The sequence below is a fragment of the Agromyces zhanjiangensis genome (genome assembly GCF_040496055.1).
In the GTDB taxonomy this organism is placed as follows: Bacteria; Actinomycetota; Actinomycetes; order Actinomycetales; family Microbacteriaceae; genus Agromyces; species Agromyces zhanjiangensis.
The window spans coordinates 1-24,094 of sequence record NZ_JBEPKB010000010.1; the positions used below are offsets into that span (position 1 = coordinate 1).

23 protein-coding genes and 1 tRNA gene are annotated in these 24,094 nt (G+C 72.4%); 13 read left to right on the forward strand and 11 right to left on the reverse strand.

Annotated elements, in window-relative coordinates; genetic code table 11:
- Positions 1–486 precede the first annotated feature (486 nt).
- Both ABME02_RS16045 and ABME02_RS16050 read right to left on the reverse strand, forming a co-directional pair.
- Positions 487–1,323, reverse strand: a complete 837-nt coding sequence (locus ABME02_RS16045; protein WP_353816347.1) for an aldo/keto reductase — start codon at positions 1,321–1,323, stop codon at positions 487–489.
- An 85-nt stretch (positions 1,324–1,408) separates the two neighbouring features.
- The gene (locus tag ABME02_RS16050; RefSeq protein WP_353816348.1) at positions 1,409–2,026 is read right to left on the reverse strand and encodes a TetR/AcrR family transcriptional regulator; all 618 of its coding nucleotides are present in this window, start codon (positions 2,024–2,026) and stop codon (positions 1,409–1,411) included.
- Between the two features lie 104 nt (positions 2,027–2,130).
- On the opposite strand from ABME02_RS16050, the gene ABME02_RS16055 reads away from it, so the two are divergent.
- A complete protein-coding gene (locus ABME02_RS16055) occupies positions 2,131–3,492 on the forward strand; it encodes an FAD-binding oxidoreductase (RefSeq protein ID WP_353816349.1) in 1,362 nt (453 codons plus the stop codon).
- Between the two features lie 84 nt (positions 3,493–3,576).
- Entirely contained in the window at positions 3,577–7,620 is a 4,044-nt protein-coding gene (gene hrpA / locus ABME02_RS16060) for an ATP-dependent RNA helicase HrpA (RefSeq protein WP_353816350.1), read from the forward strand.
- On the opposite strand, the gene ABME02_RS16065 is transcribed toward hrpA, so the two are convergent.
- Positions 7,610–8,110, reverse strand: a complete 501-nt coding sequence (locus ABME02_RS16065; RefSeq protein WP_353816351.1) for an SRPBCC domain-containing protein — start codon at positions 8,108–8,110, stop codon at positions 7,610–7,612. The genes hrpA and ABME02_RS16065 overlap by 11 nt on opposite strands.
- Positions 8,110–8,445 carry an ArsR/SmtB family transcription factor gene (locus tag ABME02_RS16070; RefSeq protein WP_353816353.1) on the reverse strand — a complete coding sequence of 112 codons (336 nt, stop codon included), beginning with the start codon at positions 8,443–8,445 and terminating at the stop codon, positions 8,110–8,112. Before ABME02_RS16070 ends, ABME02_RS16065 begins: the two co-directional genes overlap by 1 nt.
- A gap of 95 nt (positions 8,446–8,540) precedes the next feature.
- Here ABME02_RS16070 and ABME02_RS16075 point away from each other — a divergent pair, with 95 nt between their 5' ends.
- The 8 genes from ABME02_RS16075 (at position 8,541) to ABME02_RS16110 (ending at position 15,754) form a co-directional block, all read left to right on the forward strand.
- Positions 8,541–9,749 carry an MFS transporter gene (locus tag ABME02_RS16075; protein ID WP_353816354.1) on the forward strand — a complete coding sequence of 403 codons (1,209 nt, stop codon included), beginning with the start codon at positions 8,541–8,543 and terminating at the stop codon, positions 9,747–9,749.
- Positions 9,750–9,776: 27 nt separating this feature from the next.
- A complete protein-coding gene (locus ABME02_RS16080) occupies positions 9,777–10,607 on the forward strand; it encodes an aldo/keto reductase (protein ID WP_353816355.1) in 831 nt (276 codons plus the stop codon).
- Between the two features lie 124 nt (positions 10,608–10,731).
- Positions 10,732–11,649, forward strand: coding sequence for a DUF4349 domain-containing protein (locus ABME02_RS16085; RefSeq protein ID WP_353816356.1), 918 nt, complete (start codon positions 10,732–10,734; stop codon positions 11,647–11,649).
- Positions 11,650–11,658: 9 nt separating this feature from the next.
- The gene (locus tag ABME02_RS16090; protein WP_353816357.1) at positions 11,659–12,825 is read left to right on the forward strand and encodes an acyl-CoA dehydrogenase family protein; all 1,167 of its coding nucleotides are present in this window, start codon (positions 11,659–11,661) and stop codon (positions 12,823–12,825) included.
- Positions 12,826–12,899: 74 nt separating this feature from the next.
- Positions 12,900–13,079: a hypothetical protein gene (locus ABME02_RS16095; RefSeq protein WP_353816358.1), complete on the forward strand. Its 180-nt coding sequence runs from the start codon at positions 12,900–12,902 to the stop codon at positions 13,077–13,079.
- Entirely contained in the window at positions 13,079–13,945 is an 867-nt protein-coding gene (locus ABME02_RS16100; RefSeq protein WP_353816359.1) for an alanyl-tRNA editing protein, read from the forward strand. The genes ABME02_RS16095 and ABME02_RS16100 overlap by 1 nt, the downstream gene beginning before the upstream one ends.
- 98 nt (positions 13,946–14,043) lie before the next feature.
- Positions 14,044–14,538 (forward strand): cation:proton antiporter regulatory subunit, encoded by a 495-nt coding sequence (locus ABME02_RS16105; RefSeq protein ID WP_353816361.1) that lies wholly within the window; start codon positions 14,044–14,046, stop codon positions 14,536–14,538.
- A 13-nt stretch (positions 14,539–14,551) separates the two neighbouring features.
- A complete protein-coding gene (locus ABME02_RS16110) occupies positions 14,552–15,754 on the forward strand; it encodes a cation:proton antiporter (protein ID WP_353816362.1) in 1,203 nt (400 codons plus the stop codon).
- A 16-nt stretch (positions 15,755–15,770) separates the two neighbouring features.
- Here ABME02_RS16110 and ABME02_RS16115 read toward each other — a convergent pair whose 3' ends face one another.
- Complete coding sequence (locus ABME02_RS16115; protein WP_353816363.1) at positions 15,771–16,889, reverse strand: LLM class flavin-dependent oxidoreductase; 1,119 nt, start codon at positions 16,887–16,889, stop codon at positions 15,771–15,773.
- A gap of 171 nt (positions 16,890–17,060) precedes the next feature.
- Between ABME02_RS16115 and ABME02_RS16120 the strand changes: the two genes are divergently transcribed.
- A complete protein-coding gene (locus tag ABME02_RS16120) occupies positions 17,061–17,726 on the forward strand; it encodes an NADPH-dependent F420 reductase (protein WP_353816490.1) in 666 nt (221 codons plus the stop codon).
- 27 nt (positions 17,727–17,753) lie between these two features.
- Here ABME02_RS16120 and ABME02_RS16125 read toward each other — a convergent pair whose 3' ends face one another.
- From ABME02_RS16125 to galU, 6 genes are all read right to left on the reverse strand, one after another.
- Positions 17,754–19,343, reverse strand: a complete 1,590-nt coding sequence (locus ABME02_RS16125) for an MFS transporter (RefSeq protein WP_353816364.1) — start codon at positions 19,341–19,343, stop codon at positions 17,754–17,756.
- 85 nt (positions 19,344–19,428) lie between these two features.
- Positions 19,429–20,154, reverse strand: a complete 726-nt coding sequence (pdxH, locus tag ABME02_RS16130; protein ID WP_353816365.1) for a pyridoxamine 5'-phosphate oxidase — start codon at positions 20,152–20,154, stop codon at positions 19,429–19,431.
- A 67-nt stretch (positions 20,155–20,221) separates the two neighbouring features.
- Positions 20,222–20,297 (reverse strand) — tRNA-Ala (locus tag ABME02_RS16135).
- Positions 20,298–20,348: 51 nt separating this feature from the next.
- The gene (locus ABME02_RS16140; RefSeq protein ID WP_353816366.1) at positions 20,349–21,446 is read right to left on the reverse strand and encodes a hypothetical protein; all 1,098 of its coding nucleotides are present in this window, start codon (positions 21,444–21,446) and stop codon (positions 20,349–20,351) included.
- Between the two features lie 52 nt (positions 21,447–21,498).
- The gene (locus tag ABME02_RS16145) at positions 21,499–22,155 is read right to left on the reverse strand and encodes a GNAT family N-acetyltransferase (RefSeq protein ID WP_353816491.1); all 657 of its coding nucleotides are present in this window, start codon (positions 22,153–22,155) and stop codon (positions 21,499–21,501) included.
- A 7-nt stretch (positions 22,156–22,162) separates the two neighbouring features.
- Positions 22,163–23,062: a UTP--glucose-1-phosphate uridylyltransferase GalU gene (gene galU / locus ABME02_RS16150; protein ID WP_353816367.1), complete on the reverse strand. Its 900-nt coding sequence runs from the start codon at positions 23,060–23,062 to the stop codon at positions 22,163–22,165.
- A 62-nt stretch (positions 23,063–23,124) separates the two neighbouring features.
- Here galU and ABME02_RS16155 point away from each other — a divergent pair, with 62 nt between their 5' ends.
- Together ABME02_RS16155 and ABME02_RS16160 are read left to right on the forward strand one after the other, a co-directional pair.
- On the forward strand, positions 23,125–23,703 hold the full coding sequence (locus ABME02_RS16155; RefSeq protein WP_353816368.1) for a 5-formyltetrahydrofolate cyclo-ligase: 579 nt from the start codon (positions 23,125–23,127) through the stop codon (positions 23,701–23,703).
- A gap of 50 nt (positions 23,704–23,753) precedes the next feature.
- Complete coding sequence (locus tag ABME02_RS16160; protein ID WP_353816369.1) at positions 23,754–24,089, forward strand: FmdB family zinc ribbon protein; 336 nt, start codon at positions 23,754–23,756, stop codon at positions 24,087–24,089.
- The last annotated feature ends 5 nt before the right edge of the window (positions 24,090–24,094 follow it).

Genomic DNA, 24,094 nt, shown 5'->3' on the forward strand with positions numbered 1-24,094 from the left:
ACCAAAGAAATATCCCACCTGCCGAAGCAGGACGGGGTTCAAAAAAATGGCATTGAACATAGTGCACGCTGTTGAGTTCTCAAGGAACGGACGCACCCGAGTTACAGCCACCACAGCCTGCCCTCAAGGCAACTTCCCTACTGTACCACGTGTCCCCGCGGATCCGATCCGCCCGGCTGAGCCGAGTTCGGGTCGTGATCCCGGACCGCAGCCGCGAAGCCGTCGAGTCCGAGGAGGTGTGGAATCGTCATCTTAGGCTTGAAGCAACCGAGTCGCAATGAAGCGCCTTCGAGGCTGTTTGGCTAAGACCTGACCGCTTCGTCCGTGAGCTGCTCGCTCCCGGCCGCCGCGGCGACGGGTTCAACCATACGCAGCGCTCGGCCGCGATCACAAATCGGTCTCGGATCCCGCGCGTGTCGCGGCATCCGCCGAGCCCGACCGGAGGCACGGACGCCGTGCCGAACCCCCGGTCAGGAGCCGATCTGGTCAGCCGAAGTGCTGAGGATCCGGTCCCAGGCGACCCGCACGCTCGATCGCATCGAGGCGCTCCATCTCGCCGCCGGACAGCGCGAAGTCGAAGACGTCGAAGTTCTCGGCCATGCGCTCGCGCCGGTTCGACTTGGGGAAGACGATGAAGCCGCGCTGCAGGTGCCACCGGATGACGACCTGCGCCGGCGTCTTCCCGTGCGCTGACGCGGCCTCGGTCACCTCGGGCAGTTCGAGGAGCGGGTACTTCCCCTGTCCGAGCGGCCCCCACGACTCGATCGCGATGCCGCGCTCGGCGGCGAACTCGGTCGTCTCGGGCTGCTGGTGCGCCGGGTGCAGTTCGATCTGGTCGACCGCCGGCACGACATCGGTCTCGTCGAGCAGTCGCTGGAGGTGCGGCGCCATGAAGTTCGAGACGCCGATCGAGCGGGCACGACCCGATTCGCGGATCTGCTCGAGCGCCCGCCACGATTCGACGTAGCGGTCCTGGGCGGGCACCGGCCAGTGGATCAGGTACAGGTCGACGTACTCGAGACCGAGGCGCTCGAGGCTGCCCTCGAAGGCGTCGATCGCCGATCGCGTGCCCTGGTCGTCGTTCCAGAGCTTCGTCGTCACGTAGAGCTCGTCGCGCGGGATACCGGAGGCCGCGACGGCCCGGCCGACGCCGTCCTCGTTGCCGTAGATTCGCGCGGTGTCGAGGTGGCGGTACCCCACCTCGAGCGCATCGGTGACGATGCGCTCGGTCTCGGCCGGGTCGACCTTGAACACCCCGAAGCCGAGCTGGGGGATCGAGTGGCCGTCGTTCAACTGGATGCGCGGTACGGAGGTCTGGCTCATACCGCCATGCAACACGCTCCGGGTGGACGAGCCATCCCCGTTCGCGGCGCGCGAACGGGCCGTGCGTCGACCGGGCCGCCGTGTCTCAGGCGGCCGAGGCCGACGCGGCGCCGTGCTCGGCGGCGACCGCGAGGCTCGATGCCATGAACGCCGCGGCCGCCGCCTGATCGAGCCCGCTCCGGCGCACCAGCGTCTGCCAGGTCCGGAAGTCCACGGCGAGCGCCGCGGCCGCGACGAGTTCCGGCGTCCGAGCGCGCTCGGGCCAGGCCTCGACGAGCACGTCGCGGGCGAGGGCCATGGGGCCGCCCATGCGGAGCTCGTTCACCTCGTGCAGCACGGGGTCGCGCTCCGCGTCGCGCAGCACGTTGGCGATCAGCGATTCGTTCTCGGCCCAGTACCCGTAGACGGCGCCGATGCCGGACTCGGCACGCGCGCGGGGCGGCGCGATCGCCCGCCACGGCGCGGCGTCGGGGAACGGATGCTCGTCGACGTGCAGGCCAGAGCAGGCGAGGAAGAGCGCGCGGTCGTCGGGGAAGTGCCGGTAGAGGGTGCTGCGCTGCACCCCCGCGTGCTCGGCGACGGCGCTGAACGAGCTCTCGCCGGGACCGACCGTCCGGTGCAGTTCGAGCGCTGCCTCGACGATGCGTCGGCGGGTCTGCTCCTGCTGCTCCGCACGCGCCTTCTGCTCGTATCTCCGTGCCACCCCTGAATTCTACGCACAGATGTGTTCGATCAATTGACATTCCGTCGATCCGAGTCGTAACGTGCTTTCGTTACACACCACTGTTCACTGAAAGGCCGACCACCATGACCACGATCGACATCGACGCCGCGTGCACCGTCCTCGCCCCCGGCGACGACGGTTGGGACGAGGCGCGCGCCACGTTCAACCTCCTCGACGACCAGCGCCCCGAACTCATCGCGCTCCCGCGCGACGCCGCTGAGGTCGTGGAGGCCGTGGCGATCGCCCGGCGTGCCGGGCTCCGTCTCGCGGCGCAGGGCACGGGCCACGGCGCCTCATCGCGCGACACGCTCGCCGGCGCGATGCTCGTCAACACGTCCCGCATGATCGACGTCGAGATCGACCACGCCGCACTGCGGGTCCGCGTCGGCGCCGCGGCCAAGTGGGAGCACGTCGCGCCGTTGCTGTCCGAACGCGGGCTCGCGGGGTTGCACGGCTCCTCGCTCGACGTCGGCATCGCCGGGTACTCGATGGGCGGCGGCATCGGATGGCTCACGCGGCGGCACGGCCTGCAGGCCAACGCCGTCCGCGCGATCGAGCTGGTCACCGCCGACGGCGAGGTCGTGCGCGCCGACGCCGTGCACCACGCCGACCTCTTCTGGGCGCTGCGCGGCGGCGGCGGCAACTTCGGCGTCGTCACCGCGATCGAATTCGACGTCGTGTCCGTGCGCGAGCTCACCGCGGGAGCACTCTACTTCCCGGTCGACCGCACGGCCGAGGTGCTGCGGACCTGGACGCGGCTGCTGCCGACCTTCCCGGAGGAGCTCACGACCTGGGTGACGGTCATCCACTTCCCGCCGACGCCGGACATCCCCGAGGTCGTGCGCGGCGGATCGTTCGCGATCGTGATGGCGGCCCACCTCGGCCGCGAGTCCGAGGCCCGTCGGCTGCTGGGTCCGATCGAGGCGCTCGGCCCGGCGATGGACACGCTCGGCGCGCAGGCGCCGATCGCGCTCGGCACGCTCGCGATGGACCCCGAGTCGCCGCTGCCGTACCGCTCGACGACGGCGCTCGTCGACGCGCTCCCCGACGACACCGTCGAGGCGCTCGCCGAACTCGCGGGAACCGGCGGTCCGCTCGCGATGCTCCAGATCCGCCACATCGGCGGCGCCTTCGGGCGGCGGCCGGCGGGCGCGGGCGCCCGCGCGACGCTGCCCGGCGAGATCCTCGTCTTCGGACTCGGCGTGCCGATGGACGCCGAGTCCGGCGCCGCCGTCGCCCGCGGGCTGGCTGCGGTCGACGACCTCCTCGCACCCCTCCTCGTCGGCGAGTACCCGAACTTCGTCGAGCACCCCGTCGACGCGAGCCGCTTCTTCGACGACGCGACCTGGGCGCGGCTCCGCGCGGTGAAGGCGACCTGGGATCCGGCCGACCGCGTCCGCGGCAACCACCACGTGCCGCCGGCGAGAGAGCAGGCCGCCGCCTGAGCGCGGGAGACCGGCGCGGCCGGGGGGATCGGGACCTCCGGCCGCGGGTCCCGGCGAGGCGAGGCGAGGCTAGGATGGAGGGCTATGCCCGCGCCCGTCCCCGCCACGATCACCTACCCGGCCGACCTGCCGGTCAGCGGTCGCCGCGACGACATCGCGCGCGCCGTCCGCGACCACCAGGTCGTCGTCGTCGCGGGCGCGACCGGCTCGGGCAAGACCACCCAGCTCCCGAAGATCTGCCTGGAGCTGGGGCGGGAGTCGATCGCGCACACGCAGCCGCGGCGGATCGCCGCGCGCACGATCGCCGAGCGGGTCTCGGAGGAGCTCGGGGTCGAGCTCGGCGACCTCGTGGGCTACCAGGTGCGCTTCACCGACCGCGCGAGCGAGGCCACGCGCATCAAGGTGATGACCGACGGCATCCTGCTGAACGAGATCCACCGCGATCGCGACCTTCGCCGCTACGACACGATCATCATCGACGAGGCGCACGAGCGCAGCCTCAACATCGACTTCCTGCTCGGCTACCTCAAGCGCCTGCTCCCACGCCGCCCCGAGCTGCGCGTGATCATCACGAGCGCGACGATCGACCCCGAGAGCTTCGCGGCCCACTTCGCAGATGCGTCGGGCGAGCCCGCCCCGATCATCGAGGTGTCCGGACGCACCTACCCGGTGGAGGTCCGCTACCGCCCGCTGGTGGCCGAGTCCGCCGGATCGGGTGCGGGCGAGGACGCCGACGACGAGGGGGCGGCCGCGGAGGACCGCGACATCCAGCAGGGCATCCTCGACGCGCTCGACGAACTCGGCCGCGAGGCGCCGGGCGACGTGCTCGTCTTCCTCTCCGGCGAGAGCGAGATCCGCGACGCCGAGGCCGCCGTCCGGGCGCACGCCGCGCGCCGCGGCGCAGCCGACGTCACCGAGGTGCTCCCCCTCTACGGCCGGCTTTCGTCGGCCGACCAGCACCGCGTCTTCGAGCCGTCGAAGGTCGCGGGGCTGCGGCGACGCGTCGTACTCGCGACCAACGTCGCGGAGACGAGCCTCACGGTGCCCGGCATCCGCTACGTCGTCGACGCCGGCACGGCGCGCATCAGCCGCTACTCGGTGCGGTCTAAGGTGCAGCGCCTCCCGATCGAGCCGATCTCGCAGGCGTCGGCGAACCAGCGCTCGGGCCGCTCCGGCCGCACGAGCGACGGCATCGCGATCCGCCTGTATTCCGAGGACGACTTCGACAGGCGCGCCGAGTTCACCGACCCAGAGGTCCTGCGCACCAACCTCGCGGCGGTCATCCTGCAGATGGCCTCGCTCGGGCTCGGCGCCGTCGAGGACTTCCCGTTCCTCACGCCGCCCGACGCCCGCGGCATCCGCGACGGCGTCGACCTGCTGCGCGAGCTCGGTGCGATCGACGAGGCGGATGCCGCGGCCGGCCCGCAGCTGACCCGGATCGGCCGCCAGCTGGCCCGCCTCCCGATCGAGCCGCGCTTCGCGCGCATGGTGCTCGAGTCGAAGTCGCAGGGCGTGAGCCGCGAGGTGCTCGCGATCGTCGCGGGCCTCACGATCCAGGACCCGCGCGAGCGCCCGCTGGAGCGCCGCGAGCAGGCCGACGAGTCGCATCGACGCTTCGTCGATCCGACGAGCGACTTCCTGACGCTGCTGAACCTCTGGAACCACCTCGAGGAGCAGCAGCGCGAGCTCTCCGGCAGCGCGTTCCGCCGCATGTGCCGCACCGAGTTCCTCAACTACCTGCGCGTGCGCGAGTGGCAGGACCTCTACCGGCAGCTCGTGCGGCTGGCGAAGCCCCTCGGACTGCACGTCGCGAGCGCGGCGGGGGCGCCGAACCCCGACGGAATCCACCGGTCGCTCCTCGCGGGGCTGCTCTCCCAGATCGGCATCCGCGACGACAGCCGCACGTCGAGCGGGCGCGGCGGCGCCGGCGGCCAACGCGAGACCGAGCGCCGCGGCCGCCGCCAGCAGGCGGAGTTCGCGGGCGCGCGCAACACGCGCTTCGTGGTGTTCCCGGGCTCGGCGCTCGCGAAGAAGCCGCCGGCGGCGATCATGTCGGCCGAGCTCGTCGAGACGAGCCGCCTGTTCGCGCGCACCGCCGCGGCGATCGATCCGGCGTGGGCGGAGCAGCTCGCGGGCCCGCTCGCGAAGCGCTCGTACTCGTCGCCGAGGTGGGAGCGACGTCAGGGGTCGGCAGTCGCGGACGAGAAGGTGCTGCTGTTCGGCGTGCCGATCATCCCGAAGCGGCGCATCCAGCTCGCGCGGGTCGATGCCGCGCTCGCGCGCGAACTCTTCGTGCGGCACGCGCTCGTCGAGGAGGACTGGGACTGGAGCCGCCTCGACACGCGCGTCTTCGCATTCATCCGCCGCAACCGCGACCTGCGTCGCGAGCTCGGCGAGCTCGAGGAGCGGACGCGCCGCCGCGACGTGCTCGCGGGCGATGAGGCGGTCGTCGCGTTCTACGAGCAGCGACTGCCGGCGGATGCCACGGACGCGCGCGCGTTCGAGCGCTGGTGGCGCGCCGAGCACCGCTCGCGCCCCGACCTGCTCACGATGACCCGTGGCGACCTGCTGGGCGAGGACGAGCCGTCGTCCGACGGCGGGCTCCCCGACCGCTGGCGGCAGGGCGACCAGACCCTGACGCTCCGGTACCGGTTCGAGCCCGGTGCCGACGACGACGGCGTGACCGTGCAGGTGCCGCTCGTCCTGCTTCCGCGACTGGAGCCGACGGGATTCGACTGGCAGGTGCCCGGATTCCGGGACGAGCTCATCACGGCCATGCTGCGGACGCTCCCGAAGGTGCTGCGGCGCCAGGTGGTCCCGGCCGCGGAGTGGGCCGCGAAGATCGCGGCGGAGCTGCCGGCCGGCCCCGAGTCCGGCGAGGCGCGCGCGCCGTTCACCGAGACCGTCGCGAGCGTGATCAAGCGGCTGACCTATGCGCCCGTCACGGCCGACGACTTCGACCTCGACCGGGTGCCGCCGCACCTGCGCGTCACCTTCCGCGCGGTCGACGAGCGCGGCCGCACGGCGGGCGACGACAAGGACCTCGGCGCGCTGCAGGCGCGCCTCGCCGAGCGAGCGGGGCGGGCGGTCGCGTCGACGTTCTCGAGCGTCCCCTCGGGACGCCGAGGGCAGGGCGGGGCGGATGCCGCGGACCCGGTGCCCGGCGGATCGTCGACGGGCGGCGTCGCCCCCGGGCGCGACGGTCGCGGTCCGTCCCGACGCGGCGGGCGCGCCGCCCCCGACTCCACCGGCCCGTCGTTCGCCGAGCGCACGGGCCTCACGGCGTGGGACTGGAACGACCTGCCAGAGCACGTCGACACCCGGCAGTCGGGCAACGTCGTGCGCGCCTACCCGGCGCTCGTCGACGAGGGCTCGTCCGTCGCCCTTCGGCTCGTCGCGACCGACGACGAGCGCGATCGGGCGTCGCGGCGGGGCATCCGTCGCCTGCTGATCCTCGCGACCCCGACGCCGGTGGCGTACGTGCAGGAGCACCTGTCGAACCAGGAGAAGCTGGCGCTGGCGTCGAGTGCGTATCCGGGGCCGCGTGCGCTGCTCGACGACTGCCTGGCGGCCGTCGTCGACGCGGAACTGCGGGAACGGCACGCGGACGGGCTCGTGCGTACGCGCGCCGAGTTCGAGGCCGTGCGAGACGCGGTCTCCGCGCGCGTCGTCGATCGGATGTTCGAGACCGTCGGCCTGGTGTCGAGGATCCTGGTCGCCGCGCGCGGTGCCGACCGCGCGATCGCGAAGGCGTCGAGCCTGCAGCTGATGTCGGCGCTCGCCGACGCCCGCTCGCAGCTCGAGGCGCTCGTGCCGTCCGGATTCGTCTCGACCACCGGGCTCGGGCGGCTCCGCCACCTGCCGCGCTACCTCGAGGCGATCACCGTCCGCGTCCGGCGCATGGAGGAGAACCCGGGCCGCGACCGCCAGGTGATGACGGAGTTCGACCAGGCCCGCTCCGCCTACGTGAAGGCGGGCGGCACGTTCCCGATCGACCCCGAGGCCGACCCTCGACTCGTGCGCGCCAGGTGGATGCTCGAGGAGCTCCGCGTCGGGCTCTTCGCACAGGAGCTGCGCACCGCCGAGACGGTCTCGGTCAAGCGCGTCGTCAAGGCGCTCAGCGAGTGAGCGCGGCGAGCCGATCCGCGTAGCCGGGCTCCAGCTCCGCGAACCGCGCGTCCCACCGGGCGCGGTCCTTCGGCGCGTCCGGATCGGCGAGGTGCCAGGCGAGGCTCTCGAGGTACGTGTGCCAGCCGGGCCCGTAGTCGGGCCGCGTGACGTGCTCGTGCTGCAGGCTGAGCCGCGTGCGGTCGCCCTCGGGAACGAGGCGGACGGTGAGGAGCGTCGGCGCTTCGCCGACCACGGTCCACGTCGTCGTGAACCCGCGGGGCCGGTCGCACGAGACGACCTCGCCGTCGCAGTAGACGGCGCCGTCGCGCGTGAGCGCCTGCCAGTGCCCGCCGAGCCTGAATTCGCCGCGATAGGCCGCCATCCAGCGCGCGAGGCGCTCGGGCGTGGTGATCGCCTCCCACAGGTCGTCGGGGTCGGTGTCGTACACGTCGTCGAACGCGAGCCGGAATCCGGGCTCGTCGGCGTGGATCTCTCCGGTCACGGCCATCATGCGTCCTTCCGTCGGGCGCGCGCTCCGCGCGCGATCTCGGTGTGCAGCGCGTCGAGCCGCTGCGGCCAGAGCCGTCGGTAGCGTTCGAGCTGCGCGTCGGCCGCGTCGAGCCCAGTGCGTTCGAGTGCGTAGATCCGGCGCGCCCCGTCGGCTCGCACCGTCGCGAATCCGTGCTCGCGCAGGATCCGCAGGTGCCGGGACACGGCCGGCTGCGTGATGCCGAACTCCGCTGCGACGACGTCGACCACCGAGCCCGCCGGCCGCTCGCCGTCGGCCAGGAGGTCGAGGATGCGGCGGCGCACCGGGTCTCCGAGGACGTCGAACGCGTGCACGTCGACATCGTATCATTTTCTTGTTATATAGGGAAGAACTGATGCGATGCCGCTGCACCGGCGCGCGCCGACCGCGTCGATAGGATCGAGCCACCGTGGCCGGCTACACAGATCTCCTCAGGACCAAGGGCGTCGCGCGCATCATCGCCGCCCAGCTGACCGCACGGTTCCCGTCGGGCATGCTCTCCCTCGCGTTCCTCCTGCACGTCGAGCAGCAGACCGGGTCGTACGGGGCCGCCGGCCTCGTGCTCGCCGCCACCTCGATCGGGCAGGCGATCGCCGGCCCGCTGACCAGCCGGCTCATGGGCCGGTTCGGCATGCGACCCGTGCTCGTCACGACGCTCGTCGTGTGCGTGGCATCCGTCGTCGCGATCGGCGTGCTGCCGCTCACCGTCCCCATGTACATGGCGATCGGGTTCGTGTGCGGCCTCGCGACGCCGCCCGTGCAGCCGGCCGTGCGCACCATCTACCCGAAGATGGTGAACTCGCGGCAGCTGACCCCGCTCTTCTCGCTCGACGCCTCGGCGCAGGAGATCATCTGGGTCGTCGGGCCCGTCGTCACGACGTTCGTCTCGACGCAGGTCGGCACCGTCTGGGGCATCCTGCTCGCCGCGGCGCTCATGGTCGTCGGGGGCACGTGGTTCATCTCATCCCCCGAACTCGGGCGCGTGCGCATCCCGCGATCCAAGCGCGCCTTCGGCACGGTGCTCGCCCGCCCGCCGGTCATGCTCGCGACGATCGTCGGCTTCCTCCTCATCGGCGCGTGCGCCGCGATCGAGGCCGGGGTGGTCGCCGCATTCGGCCACGACGGCGCCGAGGCGGGCATCGTGCTCGCCATCTTCTCGATCGGCAGCCTCGCCGGAGGCCTCGGGTTCGGCCACGTCCCGATCGGCCCGTGGTCGACGGCCCGCCGCATGTTCATCGTGTTCGCCGGCACGGCGCTCGCCGCCTTCTCGATGGACTTCTGGTGGCTCGCGGTCACCCTGTTCATCGCGGGCATCGGCATCGCGCCCGCCCTCGCCGTCCTGTTCGCGATCGTCTCGGCGAGCGTGAAGTTCTCCGACACGGCCGAGGCGTACGGATGGGTCGGCACCGGCCAGCTCATCGGCGCCGCGCTCGGCTCCGCGCTCGCGGGCTTCCTCATCGACGGCTACGAGGCGGTCGGCGCGTTCTGGGCCGCCACGGTGCTCGCCTTCCTCGGCTTCCTCGTCCCTGCCCTCGCGCGTCGATGGCACCCCGACCTGCGAGGTCGCGACGCGAGCCCGATCCCCGACACCGAACCGGTCACGATCACCCCGAGCTGACCCGCCCGCAGAACGAAAGGCGAACGGATGCCGCATCCACCCCTCGCGCCCCTGGTCCCCCTCGCCGACGGCCGGTCGATCCCGCAGGTCGGCTACGGCATGTACAAGGTCCCGTCGGCGGATGCCACGCGCCTCGCGCTCAGCGCGATCGGACTCGGGTACCGCCACCTCGATACGGCCGCGCTGTACGGCAACGAGGCCGAGGCGGGCGCCGCGGTGCGCGAGAGCGGGCTGCCGCGCGACGAGCTCTTCGTCACCAGCAAGGTCTGGAACGACGACCACGGCTACGACGAGACCCTCCGCGCCTTCGACGCCGCGATGGACCGGTTCGGGCTCGAGCGACTCGACCTCTACCTCATCCACTGGCCGGTGCCGTCGCAGGACCGCTACGTCGACACCTGGCGTGCGCTGGCCAGGCTCCGCGACGAGGGGCGCGTGTCGTCGATCGGCGTCTCGAACTTCCACGCGCACCACCTCCGGCGGATCATCGACGAGACCGGGACGGCGCCCGTCGTGAACCAGGTCGAACTGCACCCGTGGCTCCCCCAGCGCGAGCTGCGGGAGTTCCACGAGGGGGCGGGCATCCGCACCGAGGCATGGTCGCCGCTCGCGCGGGGCCGGCTGCTCGGCGACCCCGTGCTCGAACCCATCGCCGCGAAGCACGGCCGCTCGGTGGCCCAGGTCGTGCTCGCGTGGCATGTCGCACAGGGCACGATCGTGATCCCGAAGGCCTCGAGCCCCGAACGCATCGCCGAGAACCTCGACGTCTTCTCGTTCCGGCTCGACGACGAGGACGTCGCGGCGATCGCGACGCTCGAGACCGGCGAGCGCACGGGGCGCGACCCCGACGTCGACTGACTCGGACGCCGAGCAGCGGCCTCGGCTCCTCGCCGCGGGCTCACAGCCGGCCGCAACCCGATCGTGACCCGACTTGCAGCCGGCATCCAGACATCGGGACCGGGCGCGGGGCTACCGTGACCGCATGGACAGCCGAGGAATCCGAACCGCAGGGCTCGTGGCCCTCTCCGCGCTCCTCCTCACGGGCTGCAGCATGGCCTCGGGGGGATCCGACAGCGGGATGTCGGAACCCGACATCGGGGTCGAGGCGCCGGCCGACGGCGGCGTCGCTCCGCGCGACGAGCAGCCCTTCACCGAGGACGAGCAGGCCGGGGCGATCGACGAGGATCGCAGTGTCATCACGACCGGCTGGATGGCGATCACCGTCGAGGACCCCATCGACTCGGCCGCCGACGTGGCCGCGCTCGTCGACGCCGCCGATGGGCGGGTCGACAGTCGCAACGAGACGCCGGGGACCGAGACCCAGCAGGCGCGGGCCACCCTCGTCGTGCGCATCCCCGCCGACCGGTTCGACGACGTCCTCGCCGACCTCCGCGAACTCGGCGACGTCGACTCGCTGCAGCTCGACGCCTCCGACGTCACCCCGCAGAGGCGGGACCTCGACTCGCGGATCGCGTCGCTCGAGACCTCGGTCGACCGGCTCCGGGCGCTCATCGCCCAGGCGGACGACGTGGGCGACCTCATCGCCATCGAGTCCGAGCTCACCACGCGCCAGACCGAGCTCGACGCCCTCACGACCCGGCGCGACTGGCTCGCCGACCAGGTGGACTACTCCACGCTGACGGTCGAGCTGCTCTCGGAGGGGCTCGCGCCCCAGGTCGGCCCGAACGACTTCTGGAGCGGCGTCGTCGCCGGGTGGAACGCGCTCACCGCGTTCGTCTCGGGGCTGCTCGTGGCGGTCGGCGTCCTGCTGCCGTGGATCGCGCTGCTCGCCGTGATCGCCGGGATCGTCATCGGCATCATCGTCCTCGCGACCCGCAGCGGACGGCGGCCGAGAGGCGGCGATGCGAAGGCCGACACCGGCGGGGACCGCCCGGCGTAGGCTGGCGCCGTGACCGCCGACCGCACTCCGGAGACCCTGCTCGACGACGACCTGCTCTCGCGGTTCCGCGACCGCGCGGCCCGCTACGACCGCGAGAACGCGTTCTTCGCGGAGGACCTCGCCGAGCTCGCGGAACGCGGCTACCTGCGCGCCCTCGCGCCGGTCGGGCTCGGCGGCCTCGGGTGGAGCCTCGCCGACGTCGTCCGCGCCCAGTCCCGACTGGCGACCGCGGCCCCGGCGACCGCGCTCGGCGTGAACATGCACCTCGTGTGGACGGGCGTCGCGCGCATCCTCCACGATCGCGGCGACGACGGGCTCGACTTCGTGCTGTCCGAGGCCGCCGACGGCGAGGTGTTCGCGTTCGGCATCAGCGAGGTCGGCAACGACCTCATGCTCTTCGGCTCGGGCACCGTCGCCGATCCGCAGTCCGACGGCAGCGTGCGGTACACGGGCCGCAAGATCTTCACCTCGCTGTCGCCCGCCTGGACGCGACTCGGCGTGCACGGGCTCGACACCGCCTCGACCGACGGGCCGAAGCTCGTCTACGGCTTCATCGACCGCGAGGACCCCGACGTTCGGACCCTCGACGACTGGGACACGATCGGCATGCGCGCCACGCAGAGCCGCACGACCGTCCTCGACGGTGCGGTCGCGGCACCCGATCGCATCGTGCGCCGGCTGGATCCCGGCCCGAACCCCGATCCGTTCGTCTTCGCGATCTTCGCGTGCTTCGAGCTCTTCCTGAGCGCCGTGTACGCCGGCCTCGCCGAGCGGGCGCTGGCGATCGCGGTCGACGCCGCCCGCTCGCGGACGTCGGCTCGGACCGGCCTGCCACGTTCCGAGGACCCCGCGGTGCGCCGGCGGATCGCCGAGGCCGCGCTCGCCCTCGACGGCGTCCCGCCGCAGCTCGTCGGGCTCGCCGACGACGTCGCCGACGGCACCGATCACGGCCCGTTCTGGTTCGCGAAGCTCTCCGGCGCGAAGGTGCGCACCGTGCAGGTCGCGCGCGACGTCGTCGACGCGGCGGTCCGGGTCGCCGGCGGTGCCACCTACTTCGCCGGCAACGAACTCGGCCGCCTCCAGCGCGACGTGCTCGCGGGCGTCTTCCACCCCTCGAGCGACGACAGCGCGCTGAACACGATCGCGAACGCCTGGCTCGGCCCGGTGCAGGACTGACGGCTCGTCCGAGCACTCGTCCGCCTCGCTAGACTGGCGCCGCGGCGGCCCGCCGCGTCCGAAGGAGGTCCCTTGTGAGCGTGTTCCCGTTCCTCATCGCCATGGCGCTGTTCGTGTTCGGAATGTGGGTGTTCAGCATCGCCGACGCGGTGCCGGGCTTCGAGGCGATCGTCTTCTTCAGCGGCATCGTCTGCGTGTCGCTCGCCCTCGCCATCCCGTTCAACGTCCTCGGCCGGCGCGAGTCCGGCGTCTGATGGGGCTGCCCGACGCCGACACGATCGTCACGTATCCGGCGGGCGACCTGCGCGCCGACGCGCGGGTCCTCGTCGTCTCGCCGCACGGCGACCACCTCGCGGTGATCACCGACCGGACGAGCATCCACCCGGTCGATGCCGCCTGGCCCGACCAGCCCGCCGATGCGGGCGTGCTCCGCGCCGGGGCGCGGGAGTACGCCATCCGCGATGCGGTCGTGGCCGCGACCGACGGCAATGAGCTGCACATCGGCGCCGTTCCCGCCCGTCCCGGCACCGAGGGCTGGTCGTTCCTCGTCGCGCACCTCATCGATGCCGACGCCGAGGTCGGCGAAGGCGACGAGGTCGAGCTCGAAGCGGATGCCGCGACGCGACGTGCGCTGTCGATCGGCCACACCGCGTGCCATGCGGCGTCGCTCGCCCTGAACCGCGCACTGGCCGACCGTTGGTCGAAGGCCGCGCGCGAGGACGCGCTCGGCGCGCCCGACTTCGACGGCATCGCGATCGCGTCCTCGCGCATCGAGCCGTCAGGCTCGGTCGACCGCTACCGGTTGAACAAGTCGCTGCGCCGGGCGGGATTCGACGCGACCGGGCTCGCCGACGGGCTCGACGAGCTCGCGGCATCCGTCGACGCGACCCTGGCCGAGTGGGTGGGCGAAGCGGCGAAGGTTCGGGTCGAACGCGTCGGCGACGACCTCACCGACCGGCGCACGTGGGTCTGCGAGCTCCCGCACGCCTCCGCGCGGATCCCGTGCGGAGGGACGCACGTCGGTTCGCTCGGCGAACTCGGGACCGTCCGGGTCTCGTTCGAGCTCGAGGACGACGGCGGCACGGCCGTCCTCGTGATGACCACCCGCGCCTCCGCCTGAGGCCCGGGCCGCGCCCTCGGCCGGGACGCGCCGCGGATCCGCTCGTCCCTGAGCGTTCGTCAGCCGCGAGGTCGTCCGGCGGGGATACGATGGCGAACGTGGGAATTCGCATCGAGAAGGTCGACCTGCCCGGGATCGGCTTCCGCCACGACCTCGTCACCGACAGCGGTCGACGCATCAGCGTGGTGTCGCACCGGGACGGCGAGCGCGATCTCGGGGTCTTCGACGAGGACGACCCCGACGAGTGCCGCGACACCATCCCGCTGAGCGACGACGAGGCCGCCGCCCTCGCCGACGTGCTCGGCGCCTCCGTCATGCTGGCTCGACTGACCAGCCTCTCCGACATGACGACCGGTCTGTTCACGGAGCAGATCGCGCTGCCGACGGACTCGCCGTACCTGAACCACCCCCTCGGCGACACCAAGGCGCGCACGCGCACGCACTCGTCGATCGTGGCGATCATGCGCGACGGACAGGTGATCCCGTCGCCCACCCCGGCCGACATGCTCCGCGCCGGCGACGTGATCGTCGCCGTCGGAACGCGCGACGGCCTCGACGGACTGGCCCGACTGCTCGCCAACGGCCCCGACTGACGCCGGGGGCCCGATGCACGAGACCACGCTGCTCCTCATCGAAGTCGGCGCGCTGCTCCTCGCCATGAGCCTCCTGGGGCGCCTCGCCATCCGCATCGGCCTCTCACCGATCCCGTTCTACCTGTTGCTCGGCCTCGCGTTCGGCAACGGGGGCCTGCTCCCGTTCGATGCGAGCGAGGAGTTCTTCGCGACCGGCGCCGAGATCGGCGTCATCCTGCTGCTCGCGCTCCTCGGACTCGAGTACACCGCGGAGGAGCTGGTGATCGGCCTGCGGTCGTCGCGTCGCGCCGGCATCCTCGACGCGCTGCTGAACGCGCTGCCCGGCGCGGCGTTCGCACTCCTGCTCGGATGGGGACCCATCGCCGCGGTCGCCCTCGCCGGCGTCACCTGGGTCTCCTCGTCGGGCGTCATCGCCAAGCTGCTGCGCGACCTCGGCCGGCTCTCGAACCGCGAGACGCCATCGGTGCTCGCCGTGCTCGTCATGGAGGACCTCGCCATGGCGTTCTACCTGCCGGTGCTGTCGGCGCTGGTGGTCGGCGCCAGCCTCGTGCAGGGCGCGATCGGCGTCGCGATCGCCGTCACGATCGTGGTCGTGATCCTCTTCCTCGCGCTCCGGCACGGCCACGTGATCTCGCGGTTCTTCCCCGCCGAGCACGCCGAGCCGCTGCTGCTCGGCGTGCTGGGACTCGTGATGCTCGTCGCCGGGCTCGCCGCCGAGGTGAGCGTCTCGGCAGCGGTCGGCGCGTTCCTCGTCGGGATCGCGCTCTCGGGCCGGGTGGCGGCGAACGCGAGTGCGGTGCTCACGCCGCTCCGCGACCTCTTCGCGGCGATCTTCTTCGTCTTCTTCGGGCTCGCGACGGACTCGTCCGAGATCCTCTCCATGCTGCTCCCCGCCGCGGCGCTCGCCGCGCTCACCATCCTCACGAAGCTCGTGTCTGGGGCGTACGCGGCCCGGCGCGCGGGCGTGGGGACGCTCGGACAGTGGCGCGCCGGACTCGTGCTCGCCCCTCGCGGGGAGTTCTCGATCGTCATCGCCGGACTCGCGGTCGGCTCGGGCATCGAGCCCGCGCTCGCCCCGCTCGCCACCGGCTACGTGCTCATCACGATCCTCGCGGGTTCGTTCCTCGCCCGCCTCCCCGACGCTGAGTGGTTCCGCTCCGCGGTGCGGCGCCGGTCGAAGCCGGGGTCGGCGCGGGTGCGGACGGCCAAGCCGTAGCGCGTCGGCGCGGCTGTCAGGTGCCGTCGTCCGCGTCGGCGACCTGGACGGCCGGCTGCTCGTCGACGGCGTCGCCCTCGCCCTCGCCCTCGCCCTCGCCCTCGGCGAGGAGTTCGCGCACGCGGGGGACGACCTCGGTGGCATAGAGCTCGATCGTGCGGAGCATCGCCTCGTGCGGCAGCGTGCCGTTGGAGTACTTCAGGTCGAAGCGCTGCGCGCCGAGCGAGCGCAGCGTGGCCGCGATCTTCTGCGCGACGGTCTCGGGCGAGCCGGCGTAGAGCGCGCCGTTCGGGCGCGCCTCGCCCTCGAAGTGCTCCCGGGTCACGGCGCCCCATCCGCGCTCACGCCCGATGCGGTTCATGATGACCTCGTAGTGCGGCCAGAGGGTCGCGAGCGCCTGCTCGTCGGTCTCGGCGACGATGCCGGGCGAGTGCACGGCGACGGGCTGCGGCCCGTGGCCGAACTGGGCGAGCGCCTTGCGGTAGAGGTCGGCGAGCGGGACGAACCGTGCCGGGCTGCCGCCGATGATCGCGAGGACGAGCGGCAGTCCGTAGTGCGCGGCGCGCACGACGGACTCCGGGCTGCCGCCCACGCCCACCCAGGTCCGGAGCGAGCCGTGCTCCACCTTCGGGAAGACCTCCTGGTCGGTGAGCGGGGCGCGCAGCTTGCCGCTCCACGTCACCGGCTCCTGCGGGAGGAGGGCGGAGAACAGGTTGAGCTTCTCCTCGAAGAGGTCCTGGTACTGGCTCAGGTCGTAGCCGAACAGCGGGAAGGACTCGATGAACGAGCCGCGACCGAGGATGACCTCCGCTCGCCCGCCGGAGACCGCGTCGAGCGTCGCGAACCGCTGGTGGACGCGCACCGGGTCGTCGGAGCTCAGCACCGTGACCGCCGAGCCGAGGTGGATGCGGTCGGTGCGCCCGGCGATGGCGGCGAGGACGACCTCGGGGGCGGAGATGGCGAACTCGTGCCGGTGATGCTCGCCGACGCCGAAGAAGTCGAGGCCGAGCCGATCGGCGAGTTCCGCCTCCTCGACGACGTTCCGCAGGACCTGGGCCTGGGGCAGCGGATCGCCGCCAGGGCCGAGGGTGACATCGCCGAAGGTGTCGAGTCCGAATTCGTGGTTGCGCGCCATCCGCTGCTCCCTGTCCTGTGATCGATGCATCTGCATGCACCTGATCGGAACCCCGTCTGCTGAGAGACTATTCCGTGGGGCTCGGGGAATGCCCTCCCCCATCGACGCGTTCAGGATGGAGACGGCGCCGGACGGCCGACATCGCAGCGGCGCGCCCGGCGGCCGGCAGGACTGGAGGAGCGCGTGGCGGAACGACCGACGATCGGCATCTTCGGCGCCGGGAAGGTGGGCACCGCGCTCGCGCGCCTGCTCGTCGATGCGGGCTACGAGGTCGCCCTCGCCGGATCGCCGCGCCAGACGGCGCTCGAGCTCCTGGTGTCGGTCGTGGCACCCGGAGCCCGCGTGGCCGATGCCAATCGCCTCGCCGCCGAATCCGACGTGATCGTCGTCGCGGTGCCGTTCGGCAAGGCGTCGACCGTGCCATGGGACGCCTTCGACGGCAAGGTCGTGGTGGACGCCACGAACTACTGGCCTCCGGTCGACGGCCACATCGCCGAGGTCGACGCCGACGAGCGCACCACGAGCGAGATCCACGCGGCCCTGAACCCCGCCGCACGCGTCGTGAAGTCGCTCAACCACCTCGGCTACCACGACATGGAGGACGACCCCATGCCGCCCGGCTCGCCGCTCCGGCGTGCGATCGCGGTCGTCGGCGACGACGCCGGCGCGCGCGAGGCGGTCGCCCGCATCATCGACGACCTCGGCTTCGATCCCGTCGACGGCGGCACGCTCGACAACGGGCGCGCGCTCGAGCCCGGTCATCCGGCATTCGGCCGTGAACTGTCCGCCGGCGAGCTCGCGCGCCTTCTCGAGGCCGAGCGCGCCGTCGCCGCCTGACGCGCGGCGCGGTCGGTTCCGCCGCCGTCACGCCGGGGCCGGGCCGTCGCCCTCCGGATCGCGCAGCGAGCGCGAACGCTCCCCCGTCTCGCCGGCGCGCGGCTCGCCGCGGACGTCGCCGGCCTCGGCGCCGGGTCCGTCACCGCCTCCGTCACCCGCTCGCGCGGCGCCCAGACGCTGACGCAGGTCCACGAGCCCGACCACGAGCGCGACCACGAGCAGTGCGCCGACGGCCGCGATGCCGGCGGCGTACGCCTGGTGGAACACGTCGATGCGGGGCTCGGCCCCCTGGCCGCGGTAGACCGTCGAGTAGAACAGCGAGAGCGCGACGGCCGTGCCGATCGCGGTGCCGATGCGCTGCCCGAGCTGCCCGACGGACCCCGCCAGCCCGCCCCGCCGGATCGGGATGTCGGCCAGCGCGAGCACCTGGTTCGGCGCGATGACGAAGCCTCCTCCGGCTCCGCCGATCAGCATCACCGCGGCCATGAGCCAGGGCGTGAGCGCGGGTGGCGTCGCGACCGCGACGAGCACGAGCAGTGCGAACCCGATGAGCAGCAGCACGAGGCCCGCGACGACGAGCGGTCGCCCGACGCGGTTCACGAGCCGGCCGCCGAGCCACGACGTGAAGGCGCTCGTGAGCGCGAAGCCGATCGTCACCATGCCGGCGAAGACCGGCTCGAGACCGAGGCCCTGCTGCAGGTACAACGTGGTCAGGAGGAACGACGCCGGCATCGCCGCGAAGTACACGGTCGCGAGCAGCGTGCCGTTCCGGTAGGAGCGCAGCGAGAACAGGTCGAGGGGCACGAGCGGGGCACGGCCGGATGCGGCGTACCGGCGCTCCCACCACAGGAACGCGCCGAGCGCGACCACGAAGACGGCGAGCGTCCACCATCGCGCCGGGTCGTCGTCCGGCGAGCCCGTCGTGAGCAGGAACGGCCACATCAGCGATGCGACGACCACGCCGAAGATCACGACGCCCACCGGGTCGAGCGAGATCCGCCTCGCCTCGCCCGGCGGCCGGCCTGGCAGCAGGCGCGCCGCGAAGGCGATGGCGACGAGCGCGAGCGGCACGTTCATCCAGAAGATGCCGCGCCATCCGTCCTCGGGCCCGCCGATCGCGATCGCGAGGCCGCCGAGCGTCGGGCCGAACGCGGTCGCGATGCCGATCGTCGCACCGAACAGGCCGAAGGCCGCCCCGCGCTCCGCACCCTGGAAGAGCTGCTGGACCATGCCGAGCACCTGCGGCATCTGGATGCCGGCGGCCACGCCCTGCAGCAGGCGGCCGGCGAGCAGCACCGGCGCGCTCGGGGCGATGGCGCAGACGAGGCTCGTGAGCGCGAACAGGCTGAGGCCGACGATGAACATCGTCTTCCGCGACCCCTGGTCGCCGAGTCGGCCCGCGGGCACGAGCGTGAGGCCGAACGCGAGCACGAAGCCGGAGACGAGCAGGCCGAGCTCGGTCGGCCCGGCGCCGAGCGCCTCCTCGATCGACGGCAGTGCCACGTTGACCTTCGTCAGGTCCATGATCGTGAGCGCGGCGACGCCGACGCACACCCAGTAGGCACGCCAGCGGTGGTCGGTCGCCTCGCGAACGGGAGGCCCTGGGTGGTGCGACATCCGCTCCAGCCTACGCCCGCCGATCCGATGCCCCTGCCGCCGGGGTCGCGCTTCGAACCAGCCGGCCGCCGCCGGAGGCAGCCGGCTAGGGCTGCAGTCGCCCGACGCGCCACGGCGATCCCGCCGCGGCATCCCCGTCGCGTTCGAAGACGAGCCGGTCGTGCAGCCGCGACGTCCGCCCCTGCCAGAACTCCACCCTCGACGGACGGAGCCGGTACCCGCCCCACCGATCCGGGCGGCGGATCTCGTCGGCGCCCGCGTACTCCTCCTCGAGTTCGCGCACGCGTTCCTCGAGCTCGGCGCGCGAACCGATGGGCTGCGACTGGCGGCTCGCGCTCGCGGCGATGCGCGAGCCGTACGGACGCGTCGCCCAGTACGCGTCGGACTCGTCGTCCTCGATCGTCCCGACGGCGCCCGTGACGATCACCTGCCGGTGGATGGGGTACCAGGGGAACAGCAGCGTCGCGGTCGGGTTCGCCGCCAGCGCCCGGCCCTTCCTCGACGAACGGTCCGTGTAGAAGACGAATCCCCGATCGTCGACCCCGCGCAGCAGCACGGTCCTGCTCGACGGCACGCCGTCGGCGTCGACCGTGCCGAGCACCATCGCGTTGGGCTCGTACACGCCCCGCTCGTCGGCTTCGGCGAGCCACCGGTCGAACTGCACGAACGGGTCGGAGGCGAGCCAGCTCTCGTCGAGCCGCTCCTCGCCGTAGTCCTTGCGGCGGGTCAGCGCGTGCACCACGGCCCGATCGATCCGGTCCGGGTCGATCCGGTCCGGGTCGATCCGGTCGGGGTCGATCGCATCGCTCATGCCACCAGCGTACGAGGGAACGACGAAGCCCCCGGGATCCGAGCGGATTCCGGGGGCTTCATCAGGTTGGTGGACCCAGGGGGATTCGAACCCCCGACCTTCTCATTGCGAACGAGACGCGCTACCAACTGCGCCATGGGCCCGAGCCGTCAACGACTCTACCATCCCCCGAGGGGTGGTCCGGACCACCCCGATCAGACGGCGGTGCGGCGCCGCCGGAGCACTTGGTCGAGGTCGCCCATGCCGGGTTCCGCGCCTTCGACGATGCCCATCCGGGCATAGGGATTCGCCGGCTCGGACGCCGAAGCGGCCTGGCGGCGCGTCCCCGCGTCGCCGGCCGCCTGCGTCGGCGCCTGGTCGACGGATGCCGCGGGCGGCCGGAGCACGGGGACCTGGGGCTCCATCCGCTCCGCGCGCTCGGCGAGCTCCGCGTCGCTCGCGGCCCGCTTCAACTGCTCGGCCTCCGCGATGGACGCCATGACGCTCGCGGCGATCGTGCCGCGCGAGAGGTGCAACGGCTTCGGCAGCGGTTGCGGCGTCCAGCCGGCTCCCTCGGGAGCGTCGGCCTCCTCGACGTCGATGGGCTCGAAGGGCTCCGCGGCCGGCACCGGTACGGTCGCCACCGCGACCGGGACCGGACGTCGGCGGGCGAGCACGACGAGGCCGGTCATCGCCGTGACGATGCCGGCGCCGCCGCCGAGGGCGATGAGACCGGTGCCGCCGAGCGCGAGCACGACGACTCCGACGACGACCGCGAGGAGCGAGGCGAGGAGGAGCAGCGAGCACATCGCTCGACGTCGGCGACGCGCGCGACGGGCGGCGGCGTTCGGTGCGACGGGCGTCGACGCGCGGTGCGCGGCCGCGGCATCCGCCCCGGACGCCCGCTCCGCCTGACGACGCTCGGCCTCCGCACGCTCGGCGGCGGCTCGCTCGGCCGCCGCGATCCGCTCCGCCTGGGCGGCGAGTTCGCGCGCCGCGGCGGCGGCCGCCTCCTCGGCGGCGATGCGCTCGGCGATCGCCAGGTTCTCCGCGGCCTGCGCCTCGAGGCGCGCCGCGAGCTCGTGCTCGTGGAGGATCCGCTCCTGCGCGGCCACCTCGCGCGCCGTCACGCCGGTGCGGACCTCCTCGGGCGCCTCGGCCGTCTCGGCGAGGATCCGGAGGGTCTGCTGCAGGCGCACCGCGTTGCGCTCGGTGGCGAGGTACTGGCGTCGGCGGAGCCAGCTCGGGAGCAGGTAGGCGATCCAGAGCGTCGCGGCGACCGCCACGAGTACTCCGCCGCCGATCGGGTCCATGGCACCACGCTAGGTCACCGGGCGCTGCCGCCGGTATCCGCCGTGGGGCGTGTCAGCGATCCCCCACCCGAAGGGGGGTACGCGCGGCCTCGCGGTCGGCCTCGGGGATGGCTGCGGCCGCCGTCGGCGCGCGACCCTCGCGCCACCGCCTGAGCACCCCGCCCGGCACCTCCTCCGCGACGAGCGCGAACGCGAAGTGGTCGCGCCAGTCGCCGTCGATGTGGATGAAGCGGCGACGCAGTCCCTCGTAGCGGAACCCCAGCTTCTCGACGACCCGGAGCGAGGGCCCGTTCTCGGGGCGGATGCAGATCTCCATGCGGTGGAGCCGGAGGCTCCGGAAGCAGTGGTCGGTCGCGAGCGCGACGGCGGTGGGGGTGATGCCGCGACCGGCGACGTCCTTGGCGACCCAGTACCCGATCGACGCCGACGCGAGCGACCCGTGCGTGATCGAGGAGACGTTCAACTGGCCGACGAGTTCACCCTCCCATTCGAGCACGAACGGCAGCGCGGTGCCGGCGCGCGCGTGCGCGTTGAGGTTGCGGATGCTCGCTCGCGCGTCGATCACGGTGCCCCCGCCGGGGTACGTCGCCTCCCACCGCCGCAGCCACGCACGGTTGTCGAGCAGCACCCGTTCGAGCTGGCGCGCATCGCGCACCCTGATCGGTCGGAGCGTCAGCGACCCGTCCACGAGGGTCGGAACGGATGCCACCGGCACGTCAGCCTCGTTCGAGCCCGGCGGCGAACTCGACGAGCCACGGGCGCAGGTCGGCCCCGAGGTCCTCGCGATCCGAGGCGAGCTGGATGACCGCCTTGATGTAGTCGAGCTTGTCGCCCGTGTCGTACCGCCGGCCGCGGAAGACGACCCCGTAGACGCCACCCGTGCCCTCGACGTCGCCCGCCATCTCCATGAGCGCATCGGTCAGCTGGATCTCGCCGCCCTTGCCCGGCTCGGTGCGGTGCAGCACCTCGAACACCTCGGGCTTGATGACGTAACGGCCGATGACGGCGTAGTTCGAAGGTGCGACCTCCTTCGCGGGCTTCTCCACGAGGCCCGTGATCCGCACGACGTCGGGGTCGTCGGTCTCCTCGATCTCGGCCGCGCCGTAGAGGTGGATGCTGTCGGGGTCGACCTCGAGCAGGGCGACGATGGTCGCGTCGCGCGCGACCTGCTCCTCGAGCATCCGCGTGAGCAGCACGTCGCGCTCGTCGATGATGTCGTCGCCGAGCAGCACCGCGAACGGCTCGTCGCCCACGTGCATCTCGGCGCGCAGCACCGCGTGGCCGAGGCCCTTCGGGTCGCCCTGGCGGACGTAGTGCATCTGCGCGAGCTCGGTCGACTCGTTCACCTTCTGCAGCTTGGCCGTGTCGCCCTTCTGCTCGAGCGTGTACTCGAGCTCGGCGACGCGGTCGAAGTGGTTCTCGAGCGCGTTCTTGTTGCGGCCCGTGATCATGAGCACGTCGGTGAGTCCCGCCCCCACGGCTTCCTCGACCACGTACTGGATGGCGGGCTTGTCGACGACCGGCAGCATCTCCTTCGGCATCGCCTTGGTCGCGGGCAGGAAGCGCGTTCCCAGGCCGGCGGCGGGGATGACGGCCTTCGTGATCCGTTCAGTCATGCGCATCAGCGTAGCCGTACGACATCGGCCTCCGGCGGATGCATCGTCCTAGGATGGCTGCCATGCCCGACGATCCGACCGTGGTCAAGCGGATCCTCCGCGCCGAACTCCGCGAGCGCCGGCGGAACATGCCCGCGCACGAACGCGAGCAGGCCACGGAGGGCTTCACGTCGCGCCTGCAGGAGCTGGTCGGCTCGAGCGAGGCGAATTCGATCTCGTGCTACCTCTCGATGCCCACCGAACCCGACACCCGGCCGTTCGTGAACTGGGCCGAGGCGAACGGGATCCGCGTCCTGTTCCCGATCACGCGCGAGGACGGCCTGCTCGACTGGACGGTCGGCGAGGAGGAGGACGAGGTCACCGGCCTGCACGGCATGCCCGAGGCGGTCGGCGAACTGCTCGGTCCGATGGCGATCAACGACGTCGACCTGATCCTCGTGCCGGCCGCCGCGGTGGATGCCACGGGCATGCGCCTCGGCTGGGGACGAGGGTATTTCGACAAGACCCTCGGTTCGATGGGAAAATGTCCTCCGGTGTACGCCATCGTCTTCGACGGCGAGTTCGTCGAGGAGGTGCCGCGGGAGGTCCACGACCAGCCGGTGAACGGCGTCGTGACCCCCACGCGGATCGTCGCGTTCTGACCTCGCAGGCGCACACCCCACACTCCACCGACGGACATCGAGAGACCACCATGCCCACCTATTCCTACCGCTGCACCGAGTGCGGCGAGGCCTTCGACATCCAGCAGGCCTTCACCGACGACACGCTGACCGAGTGCCCGGCGTGCTCGGGGCGACTGCGCAAGCTCTTCGGCTCCGTCGGGGTGACCTTCAACGGGTCCGGGTTCTACCGGACCGACTCCCGCGAGTCCGGTTCCACGGGCGCGAAGGCCGGATCCTCGTCCGGCTCGGAGTCCGGCTCCGGCGGGTCGACCGCGTCGGGCGCCTCCGGCACGGGTTCGTCGTCGACGTCGACGTCGTCCGGTTCGGCATCGGGCTCGACGAGTTCCTCGTCGACCGCCGCGTAGGTCCG